The organism is Halobacterium yunchengense (assembly GCF_037031165.1).
In the GTDB taxonomy this organism is placed as follows: Archaea; Halobacteriota; Halobacteria; order Halobacteriales; family Halobacteriaceae; genus Halobacterium; species Halobacterium yunchengense.
The window spans coordinates 175,264-198,991 of sequence record NZ_JAYEZL010000004.1 but is presented as its reverse complement, the minus strand read 5'-3'; the positions used below and the strand labels follow the sequence as shown (position 1 = coordinate 198,991).

Below are 23,728 nucleotides of genomic sequence, written 5' to 3'. Positions count from 1 at the left end.
TCGAGTCCCGGTGAGCGCGCCGACCGCCTACTGGACGGGCTTCGAGGAGTCGTTGCAGACCGGACAGTGGTCGTCGTCGACCGTAAGCGTCGTCCCGCAGGACGAGCAGATCCAGTAGTCCGACCTCGTCCCGCGCGTCGGCCGCGAGCCGGCCGACCCGTCCTCGAACGTGCTCAGGTGGTACTCGCCGTCGAGGAACTCCATGCCGGTCGTCGAGAGCGCGACGAGGTTGTCGTTGCGCACGAGGAGGCCGCGCCGGTGGAGCTTCGCGCACCGCTGGTCGAACTCGTGGCGGGGCACGTCCAGGACCGGCGCGAGGTTCGAGAGGACGGTGTGGAGCTCCGACTTCGTGAGCGGGCCCGCCTCGTCGAGGACCTCGAGGATGCGTTCGTCAGTCTGGGTCAGCCATTCGGCGTGGATGCGGACTGGCATGGGTCTTGACGGTCACTCCCTGTCACCGGTGGCGGCGATCGGTCGGTCGTCGGTCACGGGCAGGTCGGCGACGCCGAGCGCGGAGAGGTGCTCGTCGCAGACGCGCAGCGTGTCCGCGCCGACCTCGTAGTCGACGTACGAGACGGTGCGGCCGTCCTCGCGGTAGGTGGACGGGAGGTACTTCGGGAGCGCCCAGAGGCCGTCGCGCGTGCAGTACGCACACGACTGGTCGTCGGACCCGAGCTGGTCGGCGAGTTCGCCGAGCTTCCGGAGCTCGCAGCGGACGCAGAGGCCGCCGAGTTCCCGGTCGGCCGTCGTGTCCACGACGGCCCTGTTGTAGCCGCTCTGACGGCCGCAGACGACACATTCCATGAGTTTCTCCCCCGTTAGGCTAGGATTAACTACATTCTCGCCCGGCCGTAAAAGTGTTTCTAGGAGGGGAGTACCGCGGACTAATACGGCTATAATCGGGTTTACAGTTCGCGTGGAGACCGGATGCGGGCGGTGCCGTTTTGCTCCAGTCGAAAACAGGTCGCCGCCGAGACACCGGCCGTGTTGCGGGCGACGAGAGTGGGACCCGGAACCGCTGTGCGGGCCACGACTGGCGTCAGACGCGCGTGCGCCGCGTTTCACCTGGAGACGGCGTCACACACCGGCCCGAAGCCAGGTTCGGTGGCGCCTAACCGCCAGCGCCGGGCTCGACGCGACGATTCACGGCGCGGTTCAGTCCCGCGCGGCCGCCTCGCGAGACTCGCTGGCCGCCCTCGCCAGGCCGGGGAGCGCCCGCCGGACGCCGCGGCTCCAGAAGCCCACGGCGACGAGTTCCGCGTAGAACGCGAGGAAGAACCCGACCGCGTACGCCGTCGTGGCCCGCGCGAGGACGAGGAGGACGCCGCCGGCGACCAGCCCGAGGACGACGTCGTAGAAGTACGCACCGTCGCCGGCGGCGCGCGCGAGCACCCGCCCGTCGAACGCCGCGCGCAGGCGTCCCGTCGCCGCGAAGTTCGCGAGCGCCGCCGGCAGCAGGTACGTGAACGCCACCGCGAGCAGCAGCGACGCGGTCGACCCCGCCACGAACCCGAGCGACGTGCCGAAGGAGACGTCGCCCGGCGACAGCGGCGCCTGCGTGAGCCCCGCGACGGTGACGACCAGCACGACGGCGGCGGGAGCGAGGAACGCGACGACGACCGCGCTCGCGCCGACGCCGAGCCGGACGACCGCCCGGAGGTCCCGGAACGGCGGGAGCGCCTCGAACATGGCCCGTTCGTCGCGTGCGCTCGTGTCCCGCAACACCGCGACGAGGTAGCCGAGCGCGACCACGAGCGGCGCGACGGGCACGTAGACGGCGAGCAGGTGGAGGCCGCCGCCGACGAGCAGCGTGTCGAGGCGGCGCTCGCCGCGGAACGGGTACCGGAGTGGCGCCGGGACCATCACTGTCCGAGCGAACTTGCTCCCCGGACAAGGACGTTCCGGGACGCGTCGGCGGTGATGCGGGACTGGTAGAAGGCGGTCCGGAGCGCGGCAGCGAAGCGATGGGCGGCGACCGCTACAGGACGAGTTCGACGCCCTCGGCGTCCTCCAGCGACCGGTTCAGGAGCGCGTCGCCGGTCTTCGCGTCGAAGACGTGGACGGCCTCCGGGGGGAACCGGACCGTCACGTCGTCGCCAGCGGTTGCCTGCCGCAGGCCGTCGATGGTCGCCGTGAACGTCTCGTCCTCGCCGGCGCCCTCGAAGCGCATGTGGACGTAGTTCTCGTCGCCTTTCGGCTCCACGACGTCGACGGTGACGTCGTAGGTGTGGTCGTCGGCGGTGGTACCGACCTCGACGTCCTCCGGCCGGATGCCGAAGACGACGCGGTCGGCGTCGCCGATGGCCTCCCGGTGCCGGTCCGTGAGCTCGAACGCGAAGTGGTCGGCGACGAGCCGGTCGCCGTCCACGCGCGCCTCGAAGGTGTTCATCGACGGCTCGCCGATGAAGCCCGCGACGAAGAGGTTCGCCGGCTCGTGGTAGCACTCCAGGGGCGTGCCGACCTGCTGGAGTTCGCCGTCGTCGAGGATGGCGATGCGGTCGCCCATCGTCATCGCCTCCGTCTGGTCGTGCGTGACGTAGATGGTCGTCACGCCGAGGTCCTCCTGGAGGCGCTGGAGCTCCGTGCGCATCTGCGCGCGCAGCTTCGCGTCGAGGTTCGCGAGCGGTTCGTCCATCAGGAACGCCTGCGGGTCGCGGACGATGGCCCGCCCGAGCGCGACGCGTTGCTGCTGGCCGCCGGACAGCTCGCCGGGCTTCCGGTCGAGGAGGTCCGCGATGCCCATCATCTCGGCGGCCTCGGTCACCCGCTTTTCGACCTCGTCGTCGGGCATGTCCGTGGACTCCTCCAGCCCGAAGGACATGTTCTCCCGGACGGTCATGTGCGGGTACAGCGCGTACGACTGGAACACCATCGCGGTGTTCCGGTCCTGGGGGCGCTTGTCGTTGATGACCTCGCCGCCGAGGCGGATCTCGCCGTCGGTGACGGTCTCGAGGCCGGCGATCGTTCGCAGCGTGGTCGACTTCCCGCAGCCCGACGGTCCGACGAGCACGAGGAACTCGCCGTCCTCGATGTCGATGGACACGTCGTCTACGGCGACGATCTCGTCGCCTCCGTCGTCGAACGTCTTCGTGATGTGGTCGAGTTGTAGTTCAGCCATGTCAGGCACCTCCACCGGCGACCCCTTCGGCGAACTGCTCGCCGAAGAGCACGTACACGAGTAGCGTGGGGAGCGCGGTGATGAACGCTCCCGCCATCTGCAGGTTGTACTGGCTCACCATCGACCCCTTCAGCGACGTCAGCGACATGGTCACGACGTCGTTGGCGGGGTTCTGGACGAGCACGAGCGCGAACAGCAGGTCGTTCCAGATGTTCGTGAACTGGTAGATGAGCGCGACGGCGAACATCGGGATCGACAGCGGCAACACGATGCGCGCGTAGATCTTCGCGATGCTCGCGCCGTCGAGCCGCGCCGCCTCCAGCATCGAGTCGTCCAGGGCCTTGTAGTGCGCGCGGAACAGCAGCGTCGTGATCGGGACGCCGTAAGCGGTGTGGGTCACCGCCAGCGCCACAAGCCCCTCGTTGTTCGCGACCGGCTCCAGCCACGAGAACAGGCTTGCGACGTCGACGATGGCCCAGAACCGCGACAGCGGCACGAGCACTGACTGGTAGGGGATGAAGATGCCCGCGATGAGCAACACCAGCACGAACGCCTGCCCGCGCCAGTTCGTGTTCGTCAGCCCGTAGGCCACGAGGCTGCCCAGGGTCGCGGACAGCACGGTCGCGGGAATCGTGAACAGCAGGCTGTTCACCAGCCCGGACTCGAGGCGTTCGAACGCCTGCCCCCACGCGTCGAGGGTGAACGTCGACGGCCCGGGCGGCACGAGCGGCGACGTCTCGAAGAACCCGGTCTGGGTCTTGAACGCCGTCATGACGGCGCTCTCCAGCGGCGAGAGGTAGAACGCCACCAGCAGGCCGAGGGTGGTGTACAGCGCGACGCGGTTCCACGCCAGTCGAGTGTCGGTCGCGGACATCAGAGGTCACCTCGCTTGAACTGCACGTAGAGGTACGGCGCGATGACGCCGAGCGCGAGCAGGAACAGCACCATCGCGATGGCGGAGCCGTACGCCCAGTTGGTCGTGCCGAACGACTCCCGGTACATCATCATCGCCAGGATGTCCGCCGACGGGCCGGGGCGCGTCCCGAACATCACGAACAGGAAGTCGAAGGCCTTCAGCGCGAACACCATCAGCACGACGGCGGCGCTCGTCGTCGACGCGCGCAACTGCGGGACGATGATGCGCCAGTACATCTTCAGCAGGCCGGCGCCGTCGACCTTCGCGGCCTCGTACTGGGCGTCCGGGATCGCGCGCAGGCCAGCGAGGTAGACGACCATCGCGTACCCGCTGAACTGCCAGATGAGCGCGAACATCACCGCGAACAGCTTCAGCTGCGGGTCGCTGATCCACTGCTGGGTGAACGACCCGAGGCCGACGAAGCGGAGGCTCTCGTTGATCAGCCCCGACGTGGGGTTGTACATCCACGCCCAGAAGATGGCCGTCACGACGAACGAGAGGCTCATCGGGAGCAGGTAGATGGTGCGGAACGTGTTCTCCAGGCGGATGTTCCGGTCGACGAGGATCGCCAGCAGCAGCCCGACGACGAGCGCGGACACCGTGAACACGACCAGGAGGACGAGCGTGTTCCGCAGCGCCCAGTACTCCTGGGTGTGCGGGCCGGACAGGAGGCCGCCCTGCCAGACGCTGTTGAAGAACCGCCCGTAGAGGTCGAAGTCGAGGTTCGAGTACTCCGGCTGCCGGAGTCCGCTCCAGTCGGTCAGCGAGATGAGGAAGTTCCAGCCGATGGCGCCGTAGACGAACAGCCCCACGAGGAGCGTCGCCGGCAGCCAGAACGGCAGCGACTGCACGAACTCGCTGTCCAGCAGGCGGCGCGCGCGGCCCGGGCGGTCGGCCGTCGCGCCGGCCGACTCGGTCGCCGTGCCGCCGTCGGTCCGAACCGCCGCGTCGTCCGCGCCGCCGTCGGTGCGCATCCGTGTGGAGTCACTCGCACCGCGTGCAGTTCCGGCTTTCGGTCCGGCGTCTCCCTCGGAGCCCGTGCGCGGCTGGTCGGTCCCCGCGCGGTCCCGCTCGCGGCCGCTGAGCGCCCGCAGAATACGTGAACGCATCTGGTGGGGTGCTCAGAACGCGTTCGTGAGCTCGTTGTACGTGCTGTCCACGTTCCAGCTGCCGTTGAACGAGGAGAACGCGCCCTCGACGTTGCTCTTGACCTCGGGCGTGACGCCGGTGCCGTGCGCGATGGACGGCGGCTGCGCGTCGGAGTTCTCGAAGTCCTCGCGCTGGGCGGTGAGGAACGGCCCGAACTCGTCGTCCGGGACGTCCGTCCGCGGCGGGATGGAGCCCTTGATGGGGTTGAACCGCTCCTGGCCGTCCACGGAGCCGCAGTAGCGCAGCCACTTCTCGGTGGCGTCCGGCGAGGGGTTCGACGTCGGCATCACGAACGAGTCGGTGACGACGTGGTAGACGCCGCCGGTGCCCGGGAACGGGACGTGCTCCCAGTCCGTGCCGAACTCGAAGTCCTCGGCGGCCTTGTACTGGCCGGCCGCCCAGTCGCCCTGGTGGAGGAACGCCGCGTCGCCCTGGATGACGCCGCTGTTCGCCTCGTCCCAGGCGACCGAGCCCGCGTCCTCGTTGAAGTACTCGCTGTAGTCGGCGACGAGCTGGAGGGCCTCCTTGACCGCGTCCTCGTTGGCCGCGACGTTCCCGTCGAGGACGTCCTGGTAGACGTCCACGCCGGCGACGCCGATGAGGACGCTCTCCCAGAGCTGCACGCTCGACCACGGCGCCTGCGTCTGGTGGGCCATGGGGGTGGCGTCCGTCTCGCTGGCGATGGTCTCCATGGCGTCGAGGAGCGCGGACGGCGAGTCCAGGGAGCCGGGGTCGACGCCGGCGTCCTCCAGGACGGAGACGTTGTAGAAGAGGTTGTTGAGGCGGTGGATGTTCAGCGGGACGGCGACGTAGTCGCCGGCCGGCTGGGACATCTGCTTGACGCCCTCGAGGTAGGCGTCGCGCATCTCCTCGCCCCACACGCTGTCGCCGATGTCCACGAGGACCTCGGACTCGGTGTAGGTGTTCAGGGCCTTCCCGGGCCAGATCTGGAACGTGCTCGGCGGGTCCTCGTTCAGGATGCGGCTCTGGATCTCGGTGTCGAGCGCGCTCCCGGCGCCGCCGGGAGCGGGGTTGTTGTTGACCGTGACGTCCGGGTACTCCTCCTCGAAGCCCTCGACGAGCGCCTGGAGGGCGTCCTCCTCGCCGCCGGCGGTCCACCAGTGGACGATCTCGAGTTCGCCGCCGCTGCCGCCGCCGTTGTCGTCGCCGGACTGGGTCGTGCCGTCGCCGCCGTCGTCGGGCGAGGTCGTCTCGCCGTCGTCGTCGCCGTCGCCGCCGCCGCCGAGGCACCCGGCGATGGCGAGCGTGGCGGCCCCGGCGCCGCCTGCCTTCACGTACTGCCGACGCGTCAGACTGTCGCTTTCGGTGTTGTCGTTTGTCATGGTAACGGCCGTGTGCGAAACCTACCCAGAGGATTCAGTCCGGCGCACTTAATTGTTACTCATATTTAATCCAGAACCGAGTAAAGGTATTTGTGCCGAGTTCACGTAGTGCACGAACACAGTCGCCCCGGCTGACCGGTCTCGGCGCGGCGGACGATTCGGTGGGTTTTACGCGCCGGCGCCGCGTCAGCCCGCACATGGGAGACGACTACCGAACCGAGCAGGACAGCCTCGGCGAGATCCAGGTGCCGGCGGACGCCTACTGGGGCGCCCAGACCCAGCGCGCCGTCGAGAACTTCCCCATCAGCGACGAGACGTTCGGCCGCCGGTTCGTGCGCGCGCTCGGTATCGTGAAGAAGGCCGCCGCGCAGGCGAACAGCGACCTCGGCCTGCTCGACGACGAGACGGCCGACGCCATCGTCGCGGCCGCCGACGAGGTCATCGCCGGCGACCACGACGACCAGTTCCCCGTCGACGTCTTCCAGACCGGGTCCGGCACGTCGTCGAACATGAACGCCAACGAGGTCATCGCGAACCGCGCCGCCGAGATCCTCGGCGAGGACGTCGGCGAACGCGCCGTCCACCCCAACGACCACGTCAACTACGGGCAGTCCAGCAACGACGTGATTCCGACGGCGATGCACGTCGCGGCCCTCGAAGCCCTCGTGAAGGACGTCGAGCCCGCCCTCGAGACGCTCGCCGACGCGCTCGACGAGAAGGCCACGGACTTCGACGGCGTCGTGAAGACCGGGCGCACCCACCTCCAGGACGCCACGCCGGTGCGCCTCGGCCAGGAGTTCGGCGGCTACCGCACGCAGGTCGAGAAGGGCCTCGAGCGCGTCCGCGACGTCGAGGGCCGCCTCGCGGAGCTCGCGCTCGGCGGCACCGCCGTCGGCACCGGCCTCAACACCCACCCCGAGTTCCCGGAGAAGGCGGCCGCGTACATCAGCGAGGAGACCGGCGTCTCGTTCCGCGAGGCCGACGACCACTTCGAGGCGCAGGCCGCCCACGACGCCGTGAACGAGGCCCACGGGGCGCTCCGCACGGTCGCCGGCTCGCTGAACAAGATCGCCAACGACCTCCGCCTGCTCGCCTCCGGGCCGCGCAACGGCCTCGGCGAACTCGAGCAGCCCGAGAACCAGCCCGGCTCCTCGATCATGCCCGGGAAGATCAACCCCGTCGTCGCGGAGGCCGTCAACCAGGTCCACAAGCAGGTCGTCGGCAACGACGCCGCCGTCAACGCGGGCGCCGTCGAGGGGCAACTCGACCTCAACCTCTACAAGCCCGTGCTCGCGCACAACTTCCTGCAGTCCGCCGAACTCGTCGCGAACGGCAGCGTCGCGTTCGCGGAGAAGTTCGTCGCGAAGCTCGAGGCCAACGAGGCCCACTGCGAGCGGCAGGTCGAGCGCTCGATGGCGCTCGCGACCGCGCTCAACCCCGCCATCGGCTACGACCGGGCCAGCGAGGTCGCGAAGACCGCGCTGAAAGCGGACAAGACCGTCAAGGAAGTCGTCGTCGAGAAGGGCTACCTCACCGCCGAGGAGGCCGAGGACGTCCTCGACCCCGAGAAGATGACCCACCGCGGCATCCTCTCCGGCGACGACTGACCCCGCCGACGGGCCACGGCCCCGGATTCGCGCGCCGCGACCACCCGCCCACCTTCTTGTACCCGGGTCCTGAACCGCGAGGCATGGAACGACTCGACTCCCGCGTGCGGTACATCTGGCTCCTCCGCGTGCTCGTGGGGGCGCTCGTGTTCGGCGTCGTCGCCGCCGTGGGCGCGCGCGTCGTCGACCGCGTCGCCGTCCCGCCCGTCGTCGCCGGCCTCGGCGTGTTCGCCGTCCTGTTCGCGGTCGGCGCCGTCCACGCGCTCCTGCGGTACCGCGCGTGGCGCTTCGAAGTGCGCGAGGACACCCTCTACATCGAGCGCGGCGTCCTCGTGAACGTCCGGACCGTCGTCCCCTACGTGCGCGTCCAGCACGTCGACGCGCGTCGCGGCCCGCTCGAGCGCGCGCTCGGCCTCAGCACCGTCGTCGTGTTCACCGCGGGGTCCCGCGGCGCCGACGTCTCCATCCCGGGGCTCGTCGCGTCGCGCGCCGACGACGTCCAGGAGACGCTGCGCCGCCTCGCCATCGAGAGCGAGCCAGCGTCCGGCGGCGCCGGGGATGCGGTGTGAGACTCCACCCGCTGTCCATCCCCGTCCGCGTCGTCTCCCGCGGCGTCGGCCTCGCGTGGGCGTTCCTCATCGGCGGCGTCGCCGTCGGCGGCCGCGACCCCCTGCTGGTCTCGGGCGCCGTGGTGCTGGCGGCGCTCGTGCTCGTCGCGGTCGCCGGCTACGAGGTGGCCTACTACCGGCGCTTCGAGTACGAGCTCACCGACGACAGCCTCGACATCCGCTCGGGCGTGTTCTCGCGGCGCGAGCGCGAGATCCCGCTGCGCCGCGTCCAGAACGTCGACGTGACGCGGTCGTTCGTCGCGCGCCTGCTCGGCATCGCCGAGGTCGACGTCGAGACGGCGGGCGGCGGCGGCACGGAGGCGAACCTCCGGTTCGTCGGCCGCGGCGAGGCCGACCGCCTCCAGGACGCCATCCGCGAGCGCCGCGCCGCGCTCCAGCGCGCCGACAGCGGCGCGGACGACGCGACGACCGAGGGTGACGCCGCGCGGACCGAAGCCGACGCCGCGGCGGCGGAGCGGGTCGGCGGCGAGACGCTGTTCGAGCTCTCGGACCGCGACCTCCTGCTGTACGGCGCGCTCTCGTTCGACCCGCGGCTGGCGTCGGGCGTCCTCGCGCTCGCGCCGTTCGTCGCGCCGTTCGTCGGCCGGCGCGTGGAGCTCAGCGGCCTCGGGCTCGCCGTCGTGGTCGCGTTCGCCGTCGTCGGCGTGCTGGCGCTGTGGCTGGCGTCCGCGGCCGCGCGCGTCGTCCAGTTCTACGGGTTCCGGCTGCGCCGCGTCGGCGACGACCTGCGGTACGAGCGCGGCCTCCTGCAGCGCCGCGACGGCACCATCCCGCTGTCGAAGCTCCAGACGGTCGCCGTCGAGGAGAACGTCCTGATGCGGCGCTACGGGTTCGCGTCGCTCGCGGTGGAGACGGCGGGGTACGCGCCCGGCAGCCAGCCGAGCGGCGGCTCTGAGGCGGCGGTGCCGCTTGCGGCCCGCGAGGACGTGCTCGCGCTCGCACGCACGCTCGAGGACTTCCACGACTTCGAGCTGTCGCGGCCGCCCGAGCGCGCCCGCAAGCGGTACGTCCGCCGGTACGCGCTCGTCGGCCTCGCGGTGGTGGCCGGCGGCCTGGCCGTCGACCAGTTCCTCGTCGACGTCCCCTGGTTCGCCGTCGTGCCGCTGCTCGCGCTCGCGTGGCCCGGCGCGCGCTACGCGCACGCGAACCGCGGCTACGACCTCGGCCCCGACCACGTCGTCGCGCAGGCCGGGTTCTGGACGCGCCGGACGCGCGTCGTCCCGTACCGGCGCGTGCAGACGCTCATCGACCGCCGCACCGTCTTCCAGCGGCGCTGGGACCTCGCGACCGTGGTCTTCGACACCGCCGGGTCGCGGTCCATCTCGGCGGGGGACGCCGCCGCCATCGACAGGGACGGCGAGGAGGCCGCGGCCCTCGTCGGTGACGTCCAGGAGCGCGTGCTCGCGTCCGTCTACGACGCCGGAGAGAACGAGCCGTGACCTGCCGCGGCGCCGGCAAAAACCAGCCGTGGCCTGCCGCGAAGCCGGCGAGACCGAGTCCCGGCGGTTAGGCCATCTGTTCGAGGCCCTCGCGCTCGACGTAGACGTCCATGTCGTCGGCGAGGTCCTCGAGTTCGCCGCGGAGGGCGTCCTGCTGTTCGCTGAGCTCGTTCTGGACGTCCTCGGGGAGCTGTTCGAGGAGTTCGTCGGTGTACTTCAGGCGGACCTCGAAGGACTCGTTGAGCGCGCGCTGGATGGCGTCGACGTCCGACCGGTCGGCGCGGACGTCGCGGTTCGACCACGACGACAGGTGCGCGAAGAAGCCCTCGTCGACGTCGAGGCGCTGTTCCTCGACGACGATCTTGTTGTGCCAGCGCTTGACCTGCCGGACGAGCTCCTTGCGGAACGTCCACGGCAGTTCCTCGAAGTCGCCGGTGTAGACGTTCACGAACGTGTCGCCGGCGTAGATGACGCTCATGTTCGCGAAGATGTCCGTGCGTCGTTCGTCCTGCTCCTCGATGGTGCGTTCGCTGACCTCGCCGGTCATCAGCACGCGGATGGCGTCCTTCCGGACCACCGGGAAGCCCGCGACGTCGGTCCGGAAGTAGTAGTAGCCGCCCGCCAGCAGTGCGATGATGCCGACCGCGGCGACCGGAATCTCGTCGGCGAGGCCGCCGACGACGGCCACCAGGAGGCCGAGGACGATGCCGAGCGCGCCGTGCGGGCCGTACGGCCGGTACTCGAGGGCGCCGTTGCCGATGAACTCCCAGTCGGACTCGGCGACGAGGCGGCCGTCGACGCGGCCCGTCTTCTGGCCGACCTGCTCGCTTTTGATCTCGAGGTCTCGGTCCTGGACGCCGCTCGTCTCGTACTTGAAGTCGTTGGCGGTCTGGATCTCCTCGAGACTGCGCTTCAGTCGTCGGTAGAACTCTCGCGGATTGATGCCCCTGTAGTCGCCCTCCACGAAGCGCGTGGCCTTGCGGAGGTCCTGCCGGCTGTAGGCCGGCACGTCGCCCTTCCCACTCATACGTCGGTACCGTCTCATAATGCCAATAAAAAGCTAGGGGAATGCTCAAAACTCGACAACGTTCCGGCAGTCGACCGCCGTTCGGATGATTAGATTTCTTATGCCCCCTGGAGGAAGCCGCCGAGGCCGCCGAAGACGACCGGGTAGCCGACGCCCATGTACAGCATCGAGTCCACCATCGGCGGGCCGTACGTGACGCCGGCCGTGGTCTGCGCGAAGTACGACACGCCGACGAACGTCAGGACGGCGTAGCCGATGGCGACGCTGGCGCCCGCGACGGCGCCCTCGACGGCCGTCAGCGTCCGCGGCACGCGCATCGCCACGACGTACCCGGCGACGAACAGCAGCACCGCCGGAATCGCGTTGAACGTCAGGGTGTCCTGGATGAGGAACTGCTCGAACAGCGGCCACGACTCCGACTGGCCGCCGCCCGAGACCTCCATCGTGACCGTGTGCGCGCTGTAGAACACCCACGCGAAGAAGTCCAGGAGGAACTGCGCGTCCTCCTGGGGGAACTCGAGCGCGCCGTCGGGCGCGCGGTCGACGAACAGCGCGGCGACGCCGACGAACCCGACGGCCCACGCGATGAGGCCGTAGACGCTCCCCCCGATGAGGCGGACGCTGCCAAGGAGACTGGTGTTGTGCTGCTGGTCGACGGACCCGACATCTGCTGACATGTGTCTCCGAGTGATAATTCGCGTACCAAAATACTGCCGGATGTGGTAACAGACTCGATACGAACGGAGTCGTCTCCGATTACTAAGGGTCGGTTCGGCCGGATTCCGGTTCGGGTTCGGCCGGACGACGGCCTCCTGCCGACGCCCCGACCACGGACTGACCGTCCGCCGACGGACTGGACGGTTTTTTACTGCTCGACCGCACACCACCACGTAATGAGCGAGTTCGACTACGAGGACCTGGGCCTCGTCGCCGGGCTGGAGATCCACCAGCAACTCGACACGGCGACGAAGCTCTTCTGCGAGTGCCCGACCACGCTCCGGGACCCCGAGGACGCACAGCGGACGTTCACGCGGTACCTCCACCCGACGCGCTCGGAGCTCGGCGAGATCGACGAGGCCGCCCTCGAGGAGAGCCGGGTCGAACGCGAGTTCGAGTACCTCGCGTACGACTCGACGTGTCTCGTCGAGGAGGACGACGAGCCGCCCCACCGCCTCGACGAGGAGGCCCTGGCCGCGACCCTCGAGATCGCGCAGCTGCTGGACATGGACGTCGTCGACCGCGCGCACGTGATGCGGAAAGTCGTCATCGACGGGTCGAACACGTCCGGGTTCCAGCGGTCGACGCTGCTGGCCCACGACGGCGAGATCGAGACCAGCGAGGGGGCAGTCGGCGTCGAGGACATCATGCTCGAGGAGGAGTCCGCCCAGCGCGTCGAAGAGCGCGAGGGCGGCGTCCGGTACTCCCTGGACCGCCTCGGCATCCCGCTCGTGGAGATCGGGACCGAGCCGGACATCTCGACGCCCGAGCAGGCCCGCGAGGCCGCCGAGCAGATCGGCATGCTGCTGCGGTCGACGGGGAAGGTCAAGCGCGGCCTCGGCACCATCCGCCAGGACGTGAACGTCTCCATCGCGGACGGCGCGCGCGTCGAGATGAAGGGCGTGCAGAGCCTCGACGACGTCGACGACCTGGTGCGCGAGGAGGTCCGCCGGCAGGTCGAACTCGTCGACGTGGCCGCGGACCTCCAGTCCCGGGACGCCAGCGTCGGCGAGACGCGGGACGTCACGGACGTGTTCGCTGAGACCGACTCGGGCGTCGTCCGCGGCGCCCTCGACGCCGGCGGCGTCGTGCAGGCGGTCCCCCTCTACGGCTTCGACGGCCTCGTGGGTCGCGAGCTCCAGGACGACCGCCGGCTCGGCACGGAGTTCAGCGACCACGCGAAGCGCCACGGCGCGGGCGGCATCTTCCACACGGACGAACTGCCGGCGTACGGGGTCACCGGCGAGGAGGTCGCGGCGCTGCGCGAGGCGGTCGGCGCGGGCGAGGAGGACGCGGTCGCCATCGTCGCCGACGACCCGGACGTGGCCGGCGGCGCCATCGAGGCGGTCGCGGAGCGCGCGGAGACCGCCATCGAGGGCGTGCCCGAGGAGACCCGGGGCGCGAACGACGACGGGACGAGCCGCTACCTGCGGCCGCTCCCGGGCGCGGCGCGGATGTACCCGGAGACGGACGTGCCGCCGGTCGAGCCCGACCCCTCGGAGGTGGAGACGCCGGAGCTGCTGACGGAGAAGGTCGAGCGCTACCGGGCGGAGTACGGGCTGGACGCGGGGCTCGCCGAGCAGGTGGCGTTCGGGCGGCGGTGGCCGCTGTTCGAGGAGCAGGTCGAGGCGGGCGTGGACGCGACCCTGGCCGCACAGACCCTGGAGTCGACGACGACCGAGCTGCGCCGGGACGACGTGCCGGTCGAGGAACTGACCGACGACCACTTCCGCGGCGTGCTCGGGCTGGCAGCCGAGGGCGACCTCGCCCAGGAGGGCGTCCCGGAGCTCCTGGCGGCGCTCGCGGAGCGGCCGGAGCGCGAGGCGGCCGGCCTCGCGGAGGAACTCGGCCTCGGGTCCGCCGGCGAGGACGAGGTCCGGGAGGCGGTCGTCGAGGTGGTCGAGCGGAACAGCGACCAGGTCGAGGCCGAGGGGATGGGCGCGTTCTCCGCGCTGATGGGCGAGTGCATGGGCGCGCTCCGCGGGAAGGCGGACGGCGACCTGGTCAGCGAGGTGCTGCGCGAGGAGATCAACCGCCGCGCCTGACCGGCGGAGCGACCGCTTCCCGGCGGCGCCGCGTCACTCGTCGGCGAGTTCCTCGAGGAGCGTCTCCAGGCTGTAGCTCTGGAGCGGCCGCGGCGTGTCCTTCTGGCGCGCGACGACGAACGTGGAGTTCGTGCGGTCGACCTCGGGGATGGCTTCGAAGTCGGAGATGAGCCGCTCGACGTCGTCGGAGTGCGGGAGTCGAGCGACGACCATGAAGTCCGTCTCCCCCATCGTGAAGAACGTCTGGGTGACGCCTTCGATGTCGCTGATCTTCCGGCCGACGTCCTCGTAGCTGCCCTCGTAGGTCGTGAGCACCTCGAGGACGACGGTGACGCCGAGGCCGAGTTCGTCGAGGTCGAGGTCGTAGAGGTCGTTCTCGACGACGCCCTCGTCGCGGAGGTTGTTCAGCCGGTAGTGGATCGTCGACACGGGGATGTCCGTCTCCTCGTGGAGCGTCTCCGGGCTGCCGGTGCCGAGGTCCGAGATGGCCTTCAGCAGCCGCACGTCGCGTTCGTCCATCGGTTCCCGAATCGGGAGGCGCGACGTTAAGCCTGTGGCTCCGCCGCGTGTCGAGCACCACTCTCCCCCCAGTTGTCCGGGAACCCAATGAAGAACCATTAGATAATACTTCTACCCCACTTCCAAGGGATTCTTTGAAGAAAACTCTAATATACCTCCGGCGATTCGTGTCTACATGAACTTCGGACGTTCCCGGTTCGGCGTCCCTCCCGCCGCGGCGATGTTCCTCGCGCTCGCGGCCATCTGGGGGACGTCGTTCCCGGCCATCGAAGTCGGACTGCACAGCGTGCCCGCGCTCTCGTTCGCGGCACTCAGGTACACCGCCGCCGGCGCCATCGTGCTCGCGTACGCCGCCACCCGGACCGACCGGTGGCGGCCGCGGGGCACCGAGGAGTGGCTCGCCGCCGGCGTCGCCGGCCTGCTCGTCATCGCCGTCTACCACGGCCTCCTCTACCTCGGCGAGCTCCGCGTCTCCGGCGCCGTCGCCGCCATCGTCGTCAGCCTCACGCCGGTCACGACCGCGGCGCTCGCCGCGGTCCTGCTCGACTCCGACGTCGACCTCGTCGAGGGAGTCGGGCTGCTCGCCGGGCTCGCCGGCGTCGTCGTGGTCGCCGCACCCGGCAGCGGCGGCACCGACGTCCTCGGCGTCGCGCTGGTGCTCGGCGGCGTCGTCGCGTTCTCGCTCGGCGCGGTGCTCGCGCGGCCGCTGTCCACCGGCCTCCCGCTGGCGACCCTGCAGGCGTGGGCGATGCTGCTCGGGTCCGGCGTCCTCTGGGTCGGCGCGGGCGCTCGCGGCGAGTCCCTCGCCGGCGTCGAGTGGACGCTCCCCGCGCTCGCCAGCCTCGCGTACCTCACGATCGTCGCCGGCGTCCTCGGGTTCCTGCTGTACTTCGAACTGCTCGAGCGCGTCGGCGCCACGGAACTCCACCTCGTCGGCTACCTCGAACCCGTCGTCGCCGCGCTGATGGGGTGGGCGCTGCTCGGGCAGGTCGTCGACTCGCAGGCGCTGGCGGGCTTCGCCGCCATCTTCGTCGGGTTCGCGCTGTTCGAGCGCGACCTCGTCTTCGACGTCGCCGCGGACACCGCGCGCGCCGTCCGGACGCAGTAGCCGCCACCCGAACGGCTTTCGCGTCGCCGCCGCTACTGTCCGCCGTGACCGTCTACTTCGAGGACCTCGACGAGGGCGACGTCATGGAGTTCGGCACGTACGAGGTCACGGCGGCGGAGATCGTGGAGTTCGCCGAGCGCTACGACCCCCAGTGGTTCCACACGGACCCCGAGCGCGCCCGCCAGCAGTCCCACTTCGGGGCGCTCGCCGCGTCCGGCTGGCACACGTGCGCGATGGCGATGCGGCTGGTCGTCGACGGCCACTACCGGGACGCCGCCGGCCTCGGCGCGGCGGGCATCGAGCACCTCCGCTGGCCGAACCCCACGGTCCCGGGCGACGAACTCTCCGTTCGCGTGGCGGTCCTGGAGACCCGGCGGTCGGAGAGCGACCCCAGCCGGGGGCTCGTCACGCTCGACCAGACCGTCTCGAACCAGGACGACGAGGTCAAAGCGGAGATGCGGCCGACCGTCCTCTACCAGTGCCGGAGCGCGCCCGAGGACGCCTGAGTCGGGAGAATAGCCGCGATAGGTGGCTCGACTCACGCCAGTCGGTGCGTCCGCGCCTACTCCATCTTGTTCTCGGCGCGCCGCATCAGCCCGAGGATCGTGTTCACCTCCCGGCCCGTGGGGTGGGCGCGGCCGGCCAGCCGCCGCAGCATCCGCATCACCTTCTCGCGTTTCTCCTCGGGGTAGTCGACCGCCGCGAGGAACCCCTCGGCGTGCTCGTAGAGGCGCTCGACGGCCTCCTCGTCCGCGCGGTGGCGCTCGACGTCCGGCAGCTGGGTCTCGTCCATCGCGAGCCCGCGGAGCTCGTACAGCGCGACGGTCGCCGCCTGCCCGAGGTTCATCACGGGGTACTCGTGGTTCGCTGGAATCGACGCCACCTCGTCGATCCGCGCGAGTTCGTCGTTGGTCAGGCCGACGCGCTCGCGACCGAACACGAGCGCGGTGTCCGCCTCGACGTCCGCGAGGCTCTCGGAGAGCTCCGCGGGCGTCCGGAACGGGAACCGGACGTGCTTCGTCGCGTCCTCGTTCGTGATGGCGGTGAACCCCACCGTGTGGTACTCCGCGACCAGGTCCTCGAAGGAGAGCTCGCGCGCGCTCGGCAGGACGTCCTCGCGGGCGTGCCCCGCGAACCCGTAGGCCTCCGAGTCCCGGCCGAGGTACGGGGGGTCCACGAGCAGGAGGTCCTCGAAGCCGAAGTTCTTCATCGCGCGAGCGATGGTGCCGACGTTCCCCGAGGTCGCCGCGTCCACCACCGCGACGGCGGGCTCACTCATCGCCGGTCGGGTACTCCGCGTCCAGTTCGAGGTCGCCGTCGTCGGCGCCCTCGACAGGCTCCAGCAGGTCGACGCGCGCCCGCTCGTCGTCCGGCAGTTCGAGGTTCAGGATCTCCGGGTCGGGGACGTCCGGGTCCGGCGTCTCCCCGGGGTCCGTCGAGACGTGCTCGGGGCCGTCGTACCAGTCTGGCGCCCGGTTCCCGTCCGCGAACCACTCGCGGAACGCCGTCTGGAACCGCTCGGTGCCGCGGTGCTGTTCGCCGCCCGCCTCCAGGAACCAGAAGTAGAAGTCCCGCTCGTGGGCGTCGCAGAGCAGCACCTCGGCCATCGGCTCGCCGTAGACGGCCGCCGGCATGCTGTGGGCGTCGTAGTCGTCGCCGTACTCGAGGTAGCAGGCGTCGCAGGGCCGGTCCATGAGCGCGCGAAGGCGCTGGAGGCGCGCGCTCGTGTCCTCGCGCATCTCGTCGAGCGGCCGGAAGTCGCCGTCCTCGTCGAACACCTCGTCCTCGTCGAACCGCCACCCCCTGAACCCGATGCTCACCTTGCTCATCGGCGTCGGCTACGCGGCCGACCCACAAAAGTCGCGTGAACCGCGCGGCGCCGGCGGCGGGCCCCGGAACCGATTCGACTATGGGCGGCCGGGCCCGCCCTCGACCCATGAAGACGGTCGACGCCGCCGGCCTCCCCATCGGGGACGACCACCCGCCCCGGATCATGGGCGTGCTGAACGTCTCGGAGGAATCGCCGTACGACCCGAGCGTGTTCGACGACCCAGGGGACGCCGCGGCGTACGTCGAGGACGAACTCCTCGGGCAGGGCGCGGACATCGTCGACGTCGGCCTGGAGTCCGCGAACAAGCGCTTCGAGGTGCTGTCCGCCGAGCAGGAGCTCGACCGCCTCGAGACAGCCGTCGAGACCGTCGAGCGCGTCGACGGCGACGCGGTGTTCTCCATCGAGACGCGGTACAGCGAGGTCGCCGACGAGGCGCTCTCCCGGGGCTTCGAGATGGTGAACGACGTCTGCGGGTTCGCGGACCCCGAGATGCCGGCGGTCTGCGAGGCCCACGACGCCGCCGTCGTGAAGATGGCGAGCCCGCCGGACCTCGAGCGGCCGGGCGCCGTCGAGGACGTCGACGACATCTACGACGCGCTCGCGCAGAACGGCTTCACTGACAAGACCGTCGTCGACCCCGCGTTCGGCGGGTGGAGCGAGGGCAAGACCCTCGCCGACGACCGGGAGACCTTCGACCGCCTCCGGGAGTTCCGGGGGTACGGGCACCCGGTCCTGGTGTCCATCAACCGGAAGAACTTCCTGAAGGACGTCGCGGGCCGCTCCACGGAGGAGGCGCTGCCGGTGTCGCTGGCGGCGACCTCGATGGCCGTCGAGCGCGGCGCGCACGTCGTGCGGACCCACGACGTCGCCGAGACCCGCGACGCCGCGCTGGTCGGCTACGAGTTCCGCCGCGACCGCGTCCGCGAGGGCGGCGTCGAGGAACTTGACGTGACGACCGTCCGCGAGGCCCAGCGGCACGTCGACCGCGTCCGAGAGAGCGGGGACGGCGAGTCCGGCCTCGGCGACGCCGCGGCGGGCCACGCGACGGCCCGCGCCTACGAGGTGACCGGGCTCTCCGGGGCGGACCGCGAGGCGCTGCTCGGGGCGGGCGTGGCGGTGGTCGGCCGGGACCCGGCGTTCGTGGCCGGGGACGCGGAGACGCTGCGGACGGCCGCGAGAGCGCTCGGCGACCGCGACGGCGTCCTCGGGACGCTCGTCGACACGTGGTCGAAACGTGGCCGGTAACGGGAAAACTTATACCGACCCGGCCTCAAGCCGTCGATGGAAGCCGGACCCCCGTCGGGTAGGGGTACTTTGCGGGGCGTCCCGGCTCGAACCACGGATTCCTATTTATTCGCGCCGCGTAGCGACGCCCATGGAGTTCGACGAGTGGGAGCCGGTGTACGAGGCGGTGCTGGCGGACTTCGGCTACCCGAGAGCGGACGACGAGGCCGCCAGGGACGTCCTCGCGGAGTACGCGACGCCGTTCGACGCCGCGCGACTGGACTGCACCGGCGACCGGGTGGCGGTCGCGGGCGGCGCGGCGTCGCTGGCCGACGAGACCGCGGTCGCCGCCGACGCCGACCGCGTGTTCGCCGCGTCGACGGCCGCGGACGTGCTCGCGGACGCCGGCGTGGGCGTCGACGTGATGGTGACCGACCTCGACAAGAACCCGGCGACTGCGCGCCGGCTCACCGAGTCGGGGACGCCGGTCGCCGCGCACGCCCACGGCGACAACGTCGACGCGGTCCGCGAGCACGTGCCGACGTTCGACGCCGAGCACGTGCTCGCGACGACGCAGGCCGCGCCCGTCGACGCGGTGTCCAACTTCGGCGGGTTCACCGACGGCGACCGCGCGGCGTTCCTCGCCGACCACCTCGGCGCCGCCGAACTGGTGTTCCCGGGCTGGGACGTCGACGACTCGACGGTCGGCGGCGAGAAGGCGAGGAAGCTCCGGTGGGCCGAGCGCCTGCTGTACTGGCTGGAGCGGCGGCGCGGCGACCGCTTCGGCGTGCTCGACGGCCGACGGGACGGGCTGGCGCTGCCGGACGGCGCGACCGTCGACTGACTACACCGCCCCGTCCGCTGACGCTACCACGACCGCCGACTGACCGCGGTCAGGGTTCGAGGACGACCTTCCCCGTCGTCTCGCGGTTCTCCAGCGCGCGGTGGGCGGCCGCGGCGTCGGCGAGGTCGAACGTCTGCCCGACGACGACCTCGAGGTCGCCCTCGGCGAGCAGCGCGGAGAGTTCGGGGACGGCCGCGTAGACGCGCTCGGGGTCGCGGCGCATCGCCTCCCCCAGGTGGAAGCCCTCCACGGACTTGTTCCCGAACAGCAGCGTCGCGGTGTCGACGGTGCCGGGTTCGCCGGACGCGGCGCCGTACGCGACGACGCGCCCGAAGTGCGAGAGGGCGTCGACGCTCTTCCGGAAGGTGTCGCCGCCCACGCCGTCCAGCACCAGGTCGACGCCGTCGCCGTCGGTCAGGCCGTCGACCACCTCGGCGAAGTCGTCCTCGGTGTAGTCGATGGGGTGGTCGCAGCCGAGGCGCTCGGCGAGGTCGAGTTTCTCGGTCGTGCTCGCCGTCCCGAACACCTCAGCGCCCGCGAGGGCGGCGAGCTGGACGGCCGCGGTGCCGACGCCGCCGGCGGCGGCGTGCACGAGCACGCGCTCGTCCGCCTCGAGGCCGCCCCACTCGTGGAGGCAGTGGTGGGCGGTCAGGAACTGCACGGGGAAGCCGGCCGCCTCCCGGAAGGACGTCCCCTCCGGGACGTCGAACAGCGCGAACGCGGGCGCGGTGACGTACTCCGCGTACGCGCCGCCGTCCAGCATCGCGACGACGCGGTCGCCCACCTCGGCGTCCGCGCCCTCGCCGACGGCGTCGACGACGCCCGCGGCCTCCATCCCCGGGACGTACGGCGGCTCGGGGCCGCCGTGGTAGTGGCCGCGGCGCTGCATCACGTCCGCGAAGTTCACGCCCACCGCCGCCACGTCGATGCGGACCTCGCCCGGTCCCGGCTCCGGGCGGTCGCGCTCGACGCGCTCGAGGACGTCGTCGCTCCCGAACTCGGTGACTTCGATCGCGTGCATGGACGCGTCCACGCGCGCCAGCGGCAAAAAGCAGGGTCAAACCACGGACAACGTACCGCGCGTTTCCGGTCGCTGCCGGGCGGCGTGCTCCGCTTACGCGGGCGCGACCGCTTCGAGCGTCCGGTCGATGACGTCGGGGTCCGCCGCGCGCGGGAACGACACGGCGACGGCGTCGAGGCCGTCCAGCGCCTCGAACTCGCGGACGCGCTCGCGGACTGTCTCGGGCGTGCCGGCCGCGCCGAGCGCGTCCAGCAGGTCGTCGTCGACGGCGCCGACGGCGCGCCGCCGCTCGCCGTCCTGCCAGAGCGAGTAGATGGTCTCGGCGGCGTCCTCGTGGCCCTGGCGGGCGAGCGCGTCCCGGTAGAACGTCCCCATGCCGCCGACGTAGAACGCGAGGTGCTGTCGGGCGAGGTCGCGCGCGCGCTCGCCGTCCGGGAGCGCACAGCACGGCAGCACGAACGTCGTCCGCACGTCTCCGACGTCCCGGTCGCCGAGGTCGGCGCCCCGTCGGAGGTCCGCGAGTCGGTCGCGGAAGCCGTCCTCGGTGAACATGAGCGCGTGCCAGCCGTCCGCGAACCGGCCCGCCAGTTCGACGGCCTTCGGCCCCATCCCGGTCACGTCGATCTCCGGCGCCGGCTCGGGTGGGTCCTGTCGCAGGCGGAAGCCCCGGGCCTGGACGACGTCGCCGTCGTAGTCCACCTGCTCGCCGGACAGCACCTTCCGGACGACGTCGACGTACTCGCGGGTGCGGCGGAGGGGGTTGCCGAACTCCTGGCCGTGCCAGCCCTCGACGACCGCGGGGCCGCTGGGCCCGAGGCCGAGGCGGAAGCGGCCCCCGGAGTGCTCCTGGAGCGTCGCGGCGGTCTGGCCGACGAGCGCGGCGCTCCGGGAGTACGTGTTCACGATGCTCGTCCCGACGCCGATGTCGTCGGTGCGGTCGGCGAGCGCGGCGAGCGCGGTGACGGCGTCCCGGCCCCACGTCTCGGGGTACCAGGCGCGCTCGTAGCCGAGTTCCTCCGCGCGGACGCCGATGCCGACGACGTCGTCGAGGGAGTCCTGTGCGGCGACCGGCAGGTGGACGGTGCGGGCAGTCACGGCACGGTGTTCCGCGCGTCCCGGCATAAATCCCTGTCAACTCCTGGCAACCGGCGTCGGGTTGGCGGCCCGAGCCCTCGGAGGGCTGAAGTGCGCGCGCCGCCCACGGGGAGGCATGACGGACTTCGACGCCGAGGACGCCGCGGCGTTCATCCAGTCGTACGTCGACGACCACGGCTTCCTCTCCTTCCTGGACCTCTCCGTCGAGCACGTCGACGACGGCGAGATGACGCTGCGCGTCCCCTACGACGAGAAGCTCGCGAACCACGGCGCCGGCCGCGGGAACGTCCACGGCGGCATCGCCGCGACGCTCATCGACACCGCGGGCGGGCTCTCGGTACGCACGGCGCTCGAGGACCCGGTCGGCGCGGGCGTCGCCACCATCGACCTGAACGTCTCGTACCTCCGGCCGGCACGCGGCGACCTGGTCGCCGAGGCGGACGTGGTTCGCGTCGGCTCCACCGTCGGCGTCGCCGAGGTGACCGTCGAGTCCACCGACGACGACGGCGACACCGTCGAGGTCGCCGTCGGCCGCGGCTCCTTCCGCGTGTTCCAGTGACCGGCCGTCGACAGGCCGGTCGCTCGTCTCCGCGCCGGTAGTTTTTCGCGGCCGGCGACCCTCGTCGCCGGCATGCAGCTGTTCTGGCACCGCCGCGACCTCCGCACGACCGACAACCGCGGCCTCGCGGCCGCCGCCGAGGAGGGACCCGTCGTCGCCGTGTTCTGCTTCGACGACGCCGTCCTCGAGCACGCGGGACCGCCGCGCGTGGCGTTCCTGCTCGACGCGCTCGCGTCCCTCCGGGAGCGCTACCGCGACCTCGGGGGCGACCTCGTGGTCCGCCGCGGCGACCCGTCTGCGGTGCTGCCGCGGGTCGCCGGCGAGTGCGGCGCGGACCGCGTCGTCTGGAACCACGACTACTCGGGGCTCGCCCGCGAGCGCGACGAGGCCGTCCGCGCCGCGCTCGACGACGCCGGCGTCGCTCACGAGCAGTTCCACGACGCCGTCCTCCACGAGCCGGGCGCGATCCGCACGAACGCCGGCGACCCCTACTCCGTGTACACGTACTTCTGGCGGAAGTGGCGCGACCGCGAGAAGGACGACCCCGCGCCCGAGCCCACGACTGGCGACCTCGCGGCGCGCGGCGAGGTCCTCGGCGCGGACGCGACCGGCGAGCTCCCCGGCCTCGGCGCGCTCGGGTTCGACCAGCCGGAGGCGGACGTCCCGGCCGCGAGCACGGCGGCGGCGCGCGAGCTGCTCGCGGACTTCTGCGAGGCGGACATCTACGAGTACGGGGACGCCCGCGACTACCCCGCCGCGGACGCCACCTCGCGGCTCTCCCCGCACCTGAAGTTCGGCACCGTCGGCGTCCGCGAGGTGTACGAGCGCACCGAGGACGCGGCGGCCGGCGCGGACGGCGAGGCCGAACGCGAGTCCGTCGCGGCGTTCCGGGGCCAGCTCGCGTGGCGGGAGTTCTACGCGCAGGTGCTGTACTTCAACCCCGAGGTGGTGACCGAGAACTACCGGGACTACGAGCGCGACGTCGAGTGGCGCGACGACCCCGAGGAGCTCGCGGCCTGGAAGCGCGGCGAGACCGGCTTCCCCGTCGTCGACGCCGGGATGCGCCAGCTCCGCGAGGAGGCGTACGTCCACAACCGCGTGCGGATGGTCGTCGCCTCCTTCCTCACGAAGGACCTGCTCGCGGACTGGCGCGCGGGCTACGAGTGGTACCGCGAGAAGCTCGTCGACCACGACACCGCCAACGACAGCGGCGGCTGGCAGTGGGCGGCCTCCACGGGCACGGACGCCCAGCCGTACTTCCGCGTGTTCAACCCGACGACGCAGGGCGAGCGCTACGACCCGGACGCCGAGTACGTCCGCGAGTACGTCCCCGAACTGCGCGGCGTGCCCGCGGCGAAAATCCACGACTGGCCGGACCTGGACGCCGCCGAGCGCGACCGGCTCGCGCCCGACTACCCCGACCCCATCGTCGACCACGCCGAGCGGCGCGAGCGGGCCATCGCGACGTTCGAAGCGGCCCGTGGCGACGACTGACGGCCGGACGGGCCCGCCGTTTCGACCGCGTACGGCGAGCCTA

24 protein-coding genes are annotated in these 23,728 nt (G+C 71.3%); 10 read left to right on the top strand and 14 right to left on the bottom strand.

All coding sequences use genetic code 11. The features are described 5' to 3' along the window. Positions 1–27: 27 nt before the first annotated feature. The 7 genes from U5911_RS12925 to U5911_RS12895 all read right to left on the bottom strand — a co-directional run bounded on the left by U5911_RS12925 (position 28) and on the right by U5911_RS12895 (position 6,526). Positions 28–432, bottom strand: a complete 405-nt coding sequence (locus U5911_RS12925; protein WP_336037394.1) for a hypothetical protein — start codon at positions 430–432, stop codon at positions 28–30. Positions 433–444: 12 nt separating this feature from the next. After that, a complete protein-coding gene (locus tag U5911_RS12920; RefSeq protein ID WP_336037392.1) occupies positions 445–804 on the bottom strand; it encodes a hypothetical protein in 360 nt (119 codons plus the stop codon). A gap of 351 nt (positions 805–1,155) precedes the next feature. Then, positions 1,156–1,863, bottom strand: a complete 708-nt coding sequence (locus U5911_RS12915) for a DUF4013 domain-containing protein (RefSeq protein WP_336037390.1) — start codon at positions 1,861–1,863, stop codon at positions 1,156–1,158. A 115-nt stretch (positions 1,864–1,978) separates the two neighbouring features. Next, on the bottom strand, positions 1,979–3,118 hold the full coding sequence (locus U5911_RS12910) for an ABC transporter ATP-binding protein (protein ID WP_336037388.1): 1,140 nt from the start codon (positions 3,116–3,118) through the stop codon (positions 1,979–1,981). 1 nt (position 3,119) lies between these two features. Next, positions 3,120–3,992, bottom strand: coding sequence for a carbohydrate ABC transporter permease (locus U5911_RS12905; protein WP_336037386.1), 873 nt, complete (start codon positions 3,990–3,992; stop codon positions 3,120–3,122). Then, entirely contained in the window at positions 3,992–5,008 is a 1,017-nt protein-coding gene (locus U5911_RS12900; RefSeq protein WP_336037384.1) for a carbohydrate ABC transporter permease, read from the bottom strand. The genes U5911_RS12905 and U5911_RS12900 overlap by 1 nt, the downstream gene beginning before the upstream one ends. A 147-nt stretch (positions 5,009–5,155) precedes the next feature. Beyond that, positions 5,156–6,526, bottom strand: coding sequence for an ABC transporter substrate-binding protein (locus U5911_RS12895; protein WP_336037382.1), 1,371 nt, complete (start codon positions 6,524–6,526; stop codon positions 5,156–5,158). 197 nt (positions 6,527–6,723) lie between these two features. On the opposite strand from U5911_RS12895, the gene U5911_RS12890 reads away from it, so the two are divergent. From U5911_RS12890 to U5911_RS12880, 3 genes are all read left to right on the top strand, one after another. After that, positions 6,724–8,133 (top strand): class II fumarate hydratase, encoded by a 1,410-nt coding sequence (locus U5911_RS12890; protein ID WP_336037381.1) that lies wholly within the window; start codon positions 6,724–6,726, stop codon positions 8,131–8,133. An 83-nt stretch (positions 8,134–8,216) separates the two neighbouring features. Next, positions 8,217–8,702 carry a PH domain-containing protein gene (locus tag U5911_RS12885; RefSeq protein ID WP_336037379.1) on the top strand — a complete coding sequence of 162 codons (486 nt, stop codon included), beginning with the start codon at positions 8,217–8,219 and terminating at the stop codon, positions 8,700–8,702. Next, entirely contained in the window at positions 8,699–10,201 is a 1,503-nt protein-coding gene (locus U5911_RS12880; RefSeq protein WP_336037377.1) for a PH domain-containing protein, read from the top strand. Before U5911_RS12885 ends, U5911_RS12880 begins: the two co-directional genes overlap by 4 nt. A 67-nt stretch (positions 10,202–10,268) precedes the next feature. Here the strand turns inward: U5911_RS12880 and U5911_RS12875 are convergent, their stop codons facing one another. Further along, the gene (locus tag U5911_RS12875; protein WP_336037376.1) at positions 10,269–11,228 is read right to left on the bottom strand and encodes a hypothetical protein; all 960 of its coding nucleotides are present in this window, start codon (positions 11,226–11,228) and stop codon (positions 10,269–10,271) included. 98 nt (positions 11,229–11,326) lie between these two features. Next, entirely contained in the window at positions 11,327–11,905 is a 579-nt protein-coding gene (locus tag U5911_RS12870; protein WP_336037374.1) for a DUF7978 family protein, read from the bottom strand. Positions 11,906–12,121: 216 nt separating this feature from the next. Here U5911_RS12870 and gatE point away from each other — a divergent pair, with 216 nt between their 5' ends. Further along, positions 12,122–13,990 carry a Glu-tRNA(Gln) amidotransferase subunit GatE gene (gatE, locus tag U5911_RS12865; RefSeq protein ID WP_336037372.1) on the top strand — a complete coding sequence of 623 codons (1,869 nt, stop codon included), beginning with the start codon at positions 12,122–12,124 and terminating at the stop codon, positions 13,988–13,990. 33 nt (positions 13,991–14,023) lie between these two features. Here gatE and U5911_RS12860 read toward each other — a convergent pair whose 3' ends face one another. After that, positions 14,024–14,509 carry an Lrp/AsnC family transcriptional regulator gene (locus tag U5911_RS12860; RefSeq protein WP_336037370.1) on the bottom strand — a complete coding sequence of 162 codons (486 nt, stop codon included), beginning with the start codon at positions 14,507–14,509 and terminating at the stop codon, positions 14,024–14,026. 175 nt (positions 14,510–14,684) lie between these two features. On the opposite strand from U5911_RS12860, the gene U5911_RS12855 reads away from it, so the two are divergent. Together U5911_RS12855 and U5911_RS12850 are read left to right on the top strand one after the other, a co-directional pair. After that, entirely contained in the window at positions 14,685–15,617 is a 933-nt protein-coding gene (locus tag U5911_RS12855) for a DMT family transporter (RefSeq protein ID WP_336037368.1), read from the top strand. A gap of 44 nt (positions 15,618–15,661) precedes the next feature. Then, positions 15,662–16,123 carry a MaoC family dehydratase gene (locus U5911_RS12850; protein ID WP_336037367.1) on the top strand — a complete coding sequence of 154 codons (462 nt, stop codon included), beginning with the start codon at positions 15,662–15,664 and terminating at the stop codon, positions 16,121–16,123. A 56-nt stretch (positions 16,124–16,179) separates the two neighbouring features. On the opposite strand, the gene U5911_RS12845 is transcribed toward U5911_RS12850, so the two are convergent. Both U5911_RS12845 and U5911_RS12840 read right to left on the bottom strand, forming a co-directional pair. Next, a complete protein-coding gene (locus U5911_RS12845) occupies positions 16,180–16,896 on the bottom strand; it encodes an RNA methyltransferase (RefSeq protein ID WP_336037365.1) in 717 nt (238 codons plus the stop codon). Beyond that, a complete protein-coding gene (locus tag U5911_RS12840) occupies positions 16,889–17,446 on the bottom strand; it encodes a DUF8114 family protein (protein ID WP_336037364.1) in 558 nt (185 codons plus the stop codon). The genes U5911_RS12845 and U5911_RS12840 overlap by 8 nt, the downstream gene beginning before the upstream one ends. Before the next feature lie 107 nt (positions 17,447–17,553). Here U5911_RS12840 and folP point away from each other — a divergent pair, with 107 nt between their 5' ends. Together folP and U5911_RS12830 are read left to right on the top strand one after the other, a co-directional pair. Continuing rightward, positions 17,554–18,693, top strand: a complete 1,140-nt coding sequence (gene folP / locus U5911_RS12835) for a dihydropteroate synthase (RefSeq protein WP_336037362.1) — start codon at positions 17,554–17,556, stop codon at positions 18,691–18,693. 130 nt (positions 18,694–18,823) lie between these two features. Continuing rightward, positions 18,824–19,516 carry a 6-hydroxymethylpterin diphosphokinase MptE-like protein gene (locus tag U5911_RS12830; RefSeq protein WP_336037361.1) on the top strand — a complete coding sequence of 231 codons (693 nt, stop codon included), beginning with the start codon at positions 18,824–18,826 and terminating at the stop codon, positions 19,514–19,516. A 49-nt stretch (positions 19,517–19,565) separates the two neighbouring features. On the opposite strand, the gene U5911_RS12825 is transcribed toward U5911_RS12830, so the two are convergent. Together U5911_RS12825 and U5911_RS12820 are read right to left on the bottom strand one after the other, a co-directional pair. Beyond that, positions 19,566–20,537, bottom strand: coding sequence for a quinone oxidoreductase family protein (locus U5911_RS12825; protein ID WP_336037360.1), 972 nt, complete (start codon positions 20,535–20,537; stop codon positions 19,566–19,568). 93 nt (positions 20,538–20,630) lie between these two features. Further along, complete coding sequence (locus U5911_RS12820; protein WP_336037359.1) at positions 20,631–21,632, bottom strand: TIGR04024 family LLM class F420-dependent oxidoreductase; 1,002 nt, start codon at positions 21,630–21,632, stop codon at positions 20,631–20,633. A 115-nt stretch (positions 21,633–21,747) separates the two neighbouring features. Between U5911_RS12820 and U5911_RS12815 the strand changes: the two genes are divergently transcribed. Beyond that, positions 21,748–22,191, top strand: a complete 444-nt coding sequence (locus U5911_RS12815; protein ID WP_336037358.1) for a PaaI family thioesterase — start codon at positions 21,748–21,750, stop codon at positions 22,189–22,191. 72 nt (positions 22,192–22,263) lie between these two features. Beyond that, complete coding sequence (locus U5911_RS12810) at positions 22,264–23,685, top strand: cryptochrome/photolyase family protein (protein ID WP_336037356.1); 1,422 nt, start codon at positions 22,264–22,266, stop codon at positions 23,683–23,685. The last annotated feature ends 43 nt before the right edge of the window (positions 23,686–23,728 follow it).

Excerpts from the sequence above, each read along its gene's own strand:
- U5911_RS12925 (WP_336037394.1), bottom strand. The coding sequence starts at position 432 with ATGCCAGTCCGCATCCACGCCGAATGGCTGACCCAGACTGACGAACGC.
- U5911_RS12920 (WP_336037392.1), bottom strand. The coding sequence starts at position 804 with ATGGAATGTGTCGTCTGCGGCCGTCAGAGCGGCTACAACAGGGCCGTC.
- U5911_RS12915 (WP_336037390.1), bottom strand. The coding sequence starts at position 1,863 with ATGGTCCCGGCGCCACTCCGGTACCCGTTCCGCGGCGAGCGCCGCCTC.
- U5911_RS12910 (WP_336037388.1), bottom strand. The coding sequence starts at position 3,118 with ATGGCTGAACTACAACTCGACCACATCACGAAGACGTTCGACGACGGA.
- U5911_RS12905 (WP_336037386.1), bottom strand. The coding sequence starts at position 3,992 with ATGTCCGCGACCGACACTCGACTGGCGTGGAACCGCGTCGCGCTGTAC.
- U5911_RS12900 (WP_336037384.1), bottom strand. The coding sequence starts at position 5,008 with ATGCGCACCGACGGCGGCGCGGACGACGCGGCGGTTCGGACCGACGGC.
- U5911_RS12895 (WP_336037382.1), bottom strand. The coding sequence starts at position 6,526 with ATGACAAACGACAACACCGAAAGCGACAGTCTGACGCGTCGGCAGTAC.
- U5911_RS12890 (WP_336037381.1), top strand. The coding sequence starts at position 6,724 with ATGGGAGACGACTACCGAACCGAGCAGGACAGCCTCGGCGAGATCCAG.
- U5911_RS12885 (WP_336037379.1), top strand. The coding sequence starts at position 8,217 with ATGGAACGACTCGACTCCCGCGTGCGGTACATCTGGCTCCTCCGCGTG.
- U5911_RS12875 (WP_336037376.1), bottom strand. The coding sequence starts at position 11,228 with ATGAGTGGGAAGGGCGACGTGCCGGCCTACAGCCGGCAGGACCTCCGC.
- U5911_RS12870 (WP_336037374.1), bottom strand. The coding sequence starts at position 11,905 with ATGTCAGCAGATGTCGGGTCCGTCGACCAGCAGCACAACACCAGTCTC.
- gatE (WP_336037372.1), top strand. The coding sequence starts at position 12,122 with ATGAGCGAGTTCGACTACGAGGACCTGGGCCTCGTCGCCGGGCTGGAG.
- U5911_RS12860 (WP_336037370.1), bottom strand. The coding sequence starts at position 14,509 with ATGGACGAACGCGACGTGCGGCTGCTGAAGGCCATCTCGGACCTCGGC.
- U5911_RS12855 (WP_336037368.1), top strand. The coding sequence starts at position 14,685 with ATGAACTTCGGACGTTCCCGGTTCGGCGTCCCTCCCGCCGCGGCGATG.
- U5911_RS12845 (WP_336037365.1), bottom strand. The coding sequence starts at position 16,896 with ATGAGTGAGCCCGCCGTCGCGGTGGTGGACGCGGCGACCTCGGGGAAC.
- U5911_RS12840 (WP_336037364.1), bottom strand. The coding sequence starts at position 17,446 with ATGAGCAAGGTGAGCATCGGGTTCAGGGGGTGGCGGTTCGACGAGGAC.
- folP (WP_336037362.1), top strand. The coding sequence starts at position 17,554 with ATGAAGACGGTCGACGCCGCCGGCCTCCCCATCGGGGACGACCACCCG.
- U5911_RS12830 (WP_336037361.1), top strand. The coding sequence starts at position 18,824 with ATGGAGTTCGACGAGTGGGAGCCGGTGTACGAGGCGGTGCTGGCGGAC.
- U5911_RS12825 (WP_336037360.1), bottom strand. The coding sequence starts at position 20,537 with ATGCACGCGATCGAAGTCACCGAGTTCGGGAGCGACGACGTCCTCGAG.
- U5911_RS12815 (WP_336037358.1), top strand. The coding sequence starts at position 21,748 with ATGACGGACTTCGACGCCGAGGACGCCGCGGCGTTCATCCAGTCGTAC.
- U5911_RS12810 (WP_336037356.1), top strand. The coding sequence starts at position 22,264 with ATGCAGCTGTTCTGGCACCGCCGCGACCTCCGCACGACCGACAACCGC.